This is a genomic window from Collinsella tanakaei YIT 12063 (genome assembly GCF_000225705.1).
GTDB classification, from domain to species: Bacteria; Actinomycetota; Coriobacteriia; order Coriobacteriales; family Coriobacteriaceae; genus Collinsella; species Collinsella tanakaei.
Window position 1 is genome coordinate 121104 of record NZ_JH126467.1, and the last position, 7089, is coordinate 128192.

The 7089-nt window shown below is 63.0% G+C and carries 7 protein-coding genes; 4 read left to right on the plus strand and 3 right to left on the minus strand.

The window, feature by feature from the left end; translation table 11 throughout:
* Positions 1–291: 291 nt before the first annotated feature.
* A complete protein-coding gene (locus HMPREF9452_RS00595; protein WP_009140146.1) occupies positions 292–1317 on the plus strand; it encodes a Gfo/Idh/MocA family protein in 1026 nt (341 codons plus the stop codon).
* 31 nt (positions 1318–1348) lie between these two features.
* On the opposite strand, the gene HMPREF9452_RS00600 is transcribed toward HMPREF9452_RS00595, so the two are convergent.
* Entirely contained in the window at positions 1349–3154 is a 1806-nt protein-coding gene (locus tag HMPREF9452_RS00600) for an ABC transporter ATP-binding protein (RefSeq protein ID WP_009140147.1), read from the minus strand.
* Between the two features lie 157 nt (positions 3155–3311).
* On the opposite strand from HMPREF9452_RS00600, the gene HMPREF9452_RS00605 reads away from it, so the two are divergent.
* Complete coding sequence (locus tag HMPREF9452_RS00605; protein ID WP_009140148.1) at positions 3312–4520, plus strand: aldo/keto reductase; 1209 nt, start codon at positions 3312–3314, stop codon at positions 4518–4520.
* Here HMPREF9452_RS00605 and HMPREF9452_RS12305 read toward each other — a convergent pair.
* Positions 4517–5257, minus strand: a complete 741-nt coding sequence (locus HMPREF9452_RS12305; RefSeq protein ID WP_147568186.1) for a hypothetical protein — start codon at positions 5255–5257, stop codon at positions 4517–4519. The genes HMPREF9452_RS00605 and HMPREF9452_RS12305 overlap by 4 nt on opposite strands.
* Positions 5258–5291: 34 nt before the next feature.
* Here HMPREF9452_RS12305 and HMPREF9452_RS12310 point away from each other — a divergent pair, with 34 nt between their 5' ends.
* Positions 5292–5771, plus strand: a complete 480-nt coding sequence (locus tag HMPREF9452_RS12310) for a hypothetical protein (RefSeq protein ID WP_187116481.1) — start codon at positions 5292–5294, stop codon at positions 5769–5771.
* 252 nt (positions 5772–6023) lie between these two features.
* On the opposite strand, the gene HMPREF9452_RS00615 is transcribed toward HMPREF9452_RS12310, so the two are convergent.
* The gene (locus HMPREF9452_RS00615) at positions 6024–6599 is read right to left on the minus strand and encodes an ATP-binding cassette domain-containing protein (protein WP_009140150.1); all 576 of its coding nucleotides are present in this window, start codon (positions 6597–6599) and stop codon (positions 6024–6026) included.
* Positions 6600–6697: 98 nt separating this feature from the next.
* Here HMPREF9452_RS00615 and HMPREF9452_RS00620 point away from each other — a divergent pair.
* On the plus strand, positions 6698–7089 hold a 392-nt coding region (locus HMPREF9452_RS00620), incomplete at its 3' end, for an IS110 family transposase (protein ID WP_009140151.1).

The window sequence follows — 7089 nt, forward strand, 5'->3', positions numbered from 1 at the left end:
TGAGATGGCGAGGCCGCGCCTGGGACTATTTGACTTGCTATTCTTCGTAATGTTGGAGACAAACTATATCTAAACGTTAGATATATAACTATCGTAGCTGCGTGAAATCCCTTCCGATGCCGGTTTCAGATGGGCGACAACGGCATATCGTGCGGCATTTGCTTATGTATAAGCTTGGAGTTACCCACCTCGTGGCCCTCATTGACCATACTGATCGCGAGCGCCTTCGCCCGCGAGGCCGTCGCGGGCGAGTATCATGACAAACGTACGCTTTAACAGGTGGGAGGCCTTATGGAATGCATTCGCTGGGGTATTCTGGGCGCGGGCTCGATCGCGCATCGCTTTGCCGCGGCGCTCGAGCGCGTCGAGGGCGCCGAGCTTGTGGCGATCTCTGGTAGGAACGCGGAGCGACTCTCCGCTTACGCTGAAAAGCATCGCGTTGACATGGGCAAGTGCTATGCGAGTGCAAGCGATAATGGATGGAAAGCGCATGAGCGCTTGCTGTTGGATGACGACGTGGACGCCGTGTACATAGCTCTGCCTCACGGCTTGCATGCTACTTGGAGCTGCCGGGCGCTGTCGGCCGGCAAGGCGGTGCTGTGCGAGAAGCCGGCGGTTCTCGCCGGGGCGCAGGCGGATGAGGTCGCCCGCGCGGCTCGTGAATCCGGCGCGCTGTTCATGGAAGCGATGAAGCCGCGCTTTACACCTGTTCGCTCGCGTGTTCACGAGCTGCTCGATAGCGGTGAGCTGGGGGCGGTTGCAAGCGTGGACGTGGCCCATTTACTCGATTACGGAGAGCTTCGCGATAGCTACCTGCTCGATCCCGATCAGGGAGGAACGTTGTATGACCTTGGCTGCTACGGGGTCGCGTGGACGGAGGATATCCTGGCCGGCGATGTTGCCGTCGAGCGGGCGGAGGTGCGTTGGATCGAGGGGCGCGGCGGAGTATCCGTCGACATCGCGGATGAGGTCCTCCTTCGCATAGGCGACGTTCCCGTGCGTCTCGATTTCTCGGGTGATAGCCAGGCGTATAAGGTCGAATGCCGTATCGATTGCGAGCGCGGCAGCATCCTTGTCTCCATGTTCCACCGTCCTTCATCTTTGTTGGTGACGCGGGGGAATGGCGAGCCCATGATTGAGGACATGCCGCTTGTGGTCGATGACTTCTACGGCGAGGTTGAGCATTTCTGCGGGCTCATGCGCTCGGGTAAAAGCGAGAGCCCCATCATGCCGCTTGCATCCACTGTCCGCACGGCGCAGATCATCGATGCCATCCGCGCGGCATGGGGCCCTCGCCCTGTACCGCATCAAGCGTAAAGGGCACCCGGCATACCGGGAAGCCCGCCGCCTACTCGCTATCCAAAAACGCGCCGGTCTGGCGGCTCCAAAGCGCGGCATACTCTCCGCCGGCCGCTGCAAGCTCGGCGTGCGTGCCGTCTTCTACGATCTCGCCGTCCGCTAGCACCACGATGCGGTCGAGTGCGGCGACGGTCGACAAGCGGTGCGCCACCACAATCGAGGTGCGTCCCTGCATAAGATTCTCAAGGGCGTCTTGCACCAGTGCCTCGCTTTCGGAGTCGAGCGCGCTGGTCGCCTCGTCCAGCACCAAGATGGGGGCGTCCGCGAGGATGGCGCGCGCGATTGCTACGCGCTGGCGCTGCCCGCCGGACAGTTTGACGCCGCGTTCTCCCACCAGGGTATCCAGCCCCGCGGGCAAGCGGTTGATGAACTCCAACGCGTTGGCGAGTTGCGCCGCACGGCGAATCTCCGCCTCGGTCGCATCGGGGCGCCCGTAAGAAATGTTTTCGCGGATAGAGCGGTGAAATAACAGCGCTTCCTGCGGAACGTAGGCTATCTGGCGGCGAAGGCTCTGCTGCGTGCACGCGGAGATGTCCTGACCGTCAACGTAGACGTGGCCGTCTTGCACGTCGGAGAGGCGAAGCAGCAGCTTGGTGAGGGTGGTCTTACCCGAGCCCGAGCGTCCCACCAGGCCTACGCGCTGACCGGGTTCGATGTGCAGGTTAAGGTCGCTAAACACGCGGTCGCCCTGCGCGGCGTCCGCGTAGGCGAATCCAATGTGCTCGAAATCGATAGCCCCGCGGATAACCGCAAGGTCCGGTGCGCCGGGGGCGTCTTCCACCAGGCGGGGCTCGTCCAAAATGCGCGCCATCTCGCTCGCGTCACCTATGGCGCGGTTCATGCGCTGCATCATGGAGTTGATGTAGTTGAACCTCATGGAAAGCTGGTAGGTGTAGGAGAACATCATCACCAGCATGCCGCTCGAGATGCCAAACCACGCGTTGCCGCCGGCGACGAAAATCGATACAACCAGCATGATCACGGTGATGATGCCGCTGGTGGTGAAGCCGCGCTGCATGGTGGCTCGCATCGAGCGGCTCTCGGCGCGCATGGCGTCAAGGTCCGCTTGGTTGAAGAGGTCCTTTTCAAAGTCTTCTCGTCCGCAGGTCTTGACGGCCAAGATGTTGGTGACGGCATCCGATAGCACGCCGGAGAGGCGGTTTTGCGCTTTGGCCGTTTCCGCGGAAAGCGGAAGGATTCGCTGGTACATGCGCGTCGCCACGATCACGTAGACCACCAGCATCACCGCGAGCGCTGCCGCGTAGGCGGGGACCGCCGGAGCGAGCGCGATGAACGTGCAGGCCGTGCTCGCGATGGTGGGGATGAGCGAGTAGACCACTACGTCCACCATCTGGGTGTAGCCGCTCATGAACTTGCTGGTTTGGCTAACCAGCGCGCCGCCAAACCGGCTGGTGTGAAACGTCATGGATTGGTTGGACAGCGTGTCGAAACACAGGCGGGCCAGGTGGTAGTTGCCGTTGATCTGTAGCTTGTAGACGGCGTAGTCCTGTAGCTTGGAGCATGCCTGGCCAATGAGGTTCACGGCCAGAAGCGCCAGGATGTAGGGGCCAAAGACCGTCCATACGTCGTCTGCCGCGACGGGGGCCGCCTGCACGCGGTCCACGATGAGGCCCATCACCCAGGTGTTCACAAAGACCAGTAGCGCTATGTAGGCGACCGATGTGAATACCGCGAGCGCCGCCGCGCCCGGCTTCATGCGGGTGACCTCCCAAAAGCGCCTGAGCGTCCTGCGTACGGCGGGCTTTTCAAGCTTGGTTACGTTTCTTTGCGACATGCAGATCTCCTCGTCCACGTTTTTCCCTCTTAGGTTATCCCCTGAACCTCGCTCAAGGTCAAGTGCGCGACGCTCGCGCGCGTATGCTACGGTTATCGCTAACGGCGAACGCCAAAAGGCGCCGCCGTTGTCCGAGGGGACGAGGAAGGGGGAGCGCATGCAGTACAGGATCGATCCTAAAAGCGGCAACAAGGTCTCAGCCCTGGGGTTGGGATGCATGAGGTTTCCGGGTTACCAGGTGGGTCGACCGGACGTCGCGTCGGCAAGGCGCATTATCTCCCGCGCCCTCGAGCGAGGTGTCAACTACCTTGACACCGCCTATCTCTATCCTGGAAACGAGGAGGTTGTGGGCGCCGTTTTGGACGAGTTGGGCGCGAGAGAGAGCGTGTTCCTTGCAACCAAGCTTCCGCATGCGTCTTGTAAGCGGGCAGAAGATTTCGATCGCTTTTTCGACGAGCAGCTGCGCCGCCTGCGCACCGATCATATCGACTACTACCTTATCCACAACGTTACCAGCCCCTCGCAGTGGGAGCGCGTCTGCGCCTTAGGGATAGAGGATTGGATCGCGCGACAGAAGCGCTCCGGCCGCATTCGCCAGATAGGTTTTTCGTTTCACGGAAGCGCCGGGGACTTTCCCGTGATGCTGGATGCCTTCGCGTGGGATTTCTGCCAAGTCCAGTACAACTATGCTAACGAGTACTACCAAGCGGGTACCGCGGGCGTGCTTTCCGCGGCCGAGCGAGGCCTTGCCGTCTTTGTGATGGAGCCGTTGCTGGGAGGTCGCTTGGCCGGCAAGCTGCCGACAGAAGCGTTTAAGGTGTTTGAACAGGCGGGCGACGCAGAGCTTAAGTCGCCCGTGGACTGGGCTCTTGCCTGGGTTTGGAGCCATCCGCAGATCACCATGCTTCTCTCCGGCATGGCCGCGCCCGAGCAGGTTGATCAAAACGTCCGCGTCGCCAACCTCGCCAACCCCGGTTGCATGGACGAGAAGAGGATGCGCGCGATCGCCCGCGTGCAGAAGATCTTCGAAGCGGCAAACCGCGTGCCGTGTACCGGGTGCAACTACTGCATGCCGTGCCCGCGCGGCATCAACATCCCCGGGTGCTTCTCTGCCTACAACGCGAGTTTTGCCCATGGGTGGTTCACGGGCGTGCAGCAGTATTTCACGGCGAGCGCCATTCGTACGTCCGCCCCCAAGCTTGTGAGCAATTGCGTCCATTGCGGTGCGTGCACCCGCCACTGTCCCCAGGGCATCGATATCCCGGCCCGTCTTCAAGACGTGGGCAGGCGCTTGACCCCCGGTCCGGTGGGTGCGGTGCTCAAGGCGATGGCGTCAAAGGGAAACGCGGATAAAGGCAATCGCTAGCGGCGCGCTAGATAGAGCATGGAGGCGGGGGCGATAATCATCACCGCAGCCCCCAGTATCGCATCGATGCCGCATGCGAGCAGCGCCGCCGCGCAAAGGCAGATGAACGCGACGTCCGGACCGGGTCTCTTCGCGCCGGGTTTGTACGAGGGGTCGTCGTAGATCGCCGTAGCAACTAGCGAAAGCGTCATGCCCGCACACATCAGGAGCCGCACGGTGATGGTGGGCACCGCCTCGCCCGCGCCGATCAAAAGGGTTGAGGCACCCGCGCAGGCTACGAGTATGCTGGCGGCGAGCGCGGAGTCTGCGAGGAGCAGGCGGATTCTGCCAAACGGCAGCGCATCGCGTATGATCCGGTTGCGGCAATCCTCCGTGAAGACCCTGGTGACCTCGCGCGCTGATTCCATGCCCTGGACGGCGAGCACCAGCCAGACCAGGTTCATCATAAAGTGGTGCGCGGTGGTGGCGAGCACGGCGTACCACGGGATAATGATGACGCCCCAGAACAGGGCGGCGCTCAGCAGCGGCATCGGTTGGCGCACGTGCGATATGAACGCGCGGGTTACCGGGGCAAGCATCCCGGATCCAATGTTGATGACCGATCTGAATCGACGCGCCTCGAGACGCCTGATGCGGAGGAGCTTGCGATAGGGCGCGCCGCCTCCCGGGGCGATGCGCAGGTGGCGAAGAGAATGCATGTCCGCGTAGAGGCTGTTGGCGTCGATGATCCTGTCCATGCGTGCGGCGCGCGCGGCGGTGACAAGGGGTGCGATGCCCATCGCGCAGGCGGATGCGCACAATGCCCCTGTTTGGGGAGGAAGCGTCACTGGAGCGAGCATATTGGCGCGGAGGATCGTTTCCATCAGTCCACCCAGGCCCCAGCAACCGGCTGCGCCCAGAGCAAGGATCGCGACGGCGGCAAGGCGGCGCCTGCGGGGCGCGGTCATGCGGGCCAGACCGGCGGCGTTGCCCAGGGCGGCGCCAATCGGTGTTCCCAAGCACATCAGGGCGGCGACCGCGATCGCTGCTTGCGTTCCGATCGCGCTCTCTCCAAAGGTGCCCAGCAGGTACCCGCAGCAGGCTGCCACCGCCGCATTCGCAACCAAATTCTTCGTCACGTTCGAGGCCACCCACAGCCCCTTGGGAATCGAGCGGCTCAGCCAGGCGATATCTGCAGCCGTCATATGCACGGGGCATCCCCTCAGCGCCTCGTCCGCTTTAAGGGCGAGGGCGACAAGAGGCGCCAGGTGAAGAGCGAGCATGCAGATGGATGCGCTGATGCCGGTAAGGCCCGCCCCCGCGCTTCGAGCGGTATCGAGGGCGAACATCCAGCAGGATGCGATGGCTCCCATCATTATAAGGACGATATAGAGCTGATAGATGCGGTCGATCGCATCGCGCTCGTCCGCAAGATCGGTGCCGGCGGCCCAAAACGCCCAACGCAGCTCGTCGGCAGCGTGGCGTACGTCGAGCCTCAGCAAAATGAGGGTCGGACTCGTCATGCTACAGCTCCCTTATCCCAAGAGCGCCGTCCCGTAGGTGGAAAGTGATGTCCGGGGCGAGCTCCGCGATCTCATGGTGGCTGCTGATGAGCATGGCGCAGCCATCCGTAGCCGCTTCTCGCAGGGCGCCGCTTAGAACATCGCTCGAATCCGGGTCGAGCGGTCCGTAGGGTTCGTCCAAAAGCATAACGCGCGGCCTTGCGGCCAATGCTATCGAGAGGGCGAGTTTTTGCCGCATGCCCCTTGAGTAGGAGGAGGGCAGGCGGTCGAGCTGGCGCGCTATGCCGAGGTCTTCGACAAGGGCCTCGATTCGCTTTTGCGTATCCGCGGCGGCGTTGTTGGCGCGTATGACCAAGTCGATGTGCTCGCGGGCGGTCATGTCATCATAAAAGGAGGGCACGTCGTTGATGAGTAGGAGGTCGGGCCTGCCGTCGCGATGCGCTCGTCTGCCCGCTGCCGCTTCTTGTCCAAAAAGGCGGATCTTGCCGCGTCTTGGGGGCATCCAGCCCGCGACGCATCGAAAGAGGGTGGATTTTCCCGCACCGTTGGGGCCGGTGAGACGATATGAGTTGAACATTGGGAGCCCCTCCCCTTGCAGCTCTATCGTGGGTCGGGCGACAATGGTCGTAGCGCCAACCGTGGCCGCGCGCCACATGCGACGGAGAGGGGCCCGCCATGTCCAATTATGTCACAGCCATCGGTCTCGACGTCCACGCGAGGAGCATCTCCGCATGCGCCTTCGACCCCATGACCGGCGAGGTGTCCCGCGCAAGGTTCGGATACGACCCCGCGTCGGTCGCCGAGTGGGCACTGGGGTTCGAGTCGCCCAAGGCGGTGTACGAGAGCGGCCCGACCGGCTTCCACCTCTGCCGCGCCCTGAGGGCGCTCGGCGTCGACTGCGCCGTAGGCGCCGTCTCCAAGATGCACCGGCCGGCCGCCGACCGCGGGCGCAAGAACGACCGGCGCGACGCCGAGTGGCTCGCCAGGCTCCTCGCCTGCCGCAACGTCGTCGAGGTGTGGGTGCCCGACGAGCGCACCGAGGCCGCCCGCGACCTCTCCCGCGCCCT